Raw genomic sequence first — 238 nt, forward strand, 5'->3', positions numbered from 1 at the left:
TCTGAAACTTCTTCGTTTTTCAGACGACCTTTGCCTATCCTTCTGCCCAAGGCGTCGTAGCTGTACGCCCAAGTTTCTTTCGTGCCGTCTTTTTTGAAGATTTCGGCTTTAACCAGTTGGTCGTGCAGGTCGTAGAAATAGTTCTGCATTTCGCCGTCGGCGAGTTCGCGGTGGATCAGGTTGCCGAGTTCGTCGTAGTAATAGGTCGTGCCGTTGTAGGTTTTCAGGCGGTTGTCGG

The 238-nt window shown here is 50.8% G+C and carries 1 pseudogene; it reads right to left on the bottom strand.

Annotated elements, in window-relative coordinates:
- Positions 1-238 (bottom strand): annotated as a pseudogene (locus tag HMPREF2572_RS10365) (RHS repeat protein); the annotation flags it as partial.

This window comes from Neisseria sp. HMSC064E01 (assembly GCF_001808875.1).
GTDB lineage: Bacteria > Pseudomonadota > Gammaproteobacteria > Burkholderiales > Neisseriaceae > Neisseria > Neisseria sicca_A.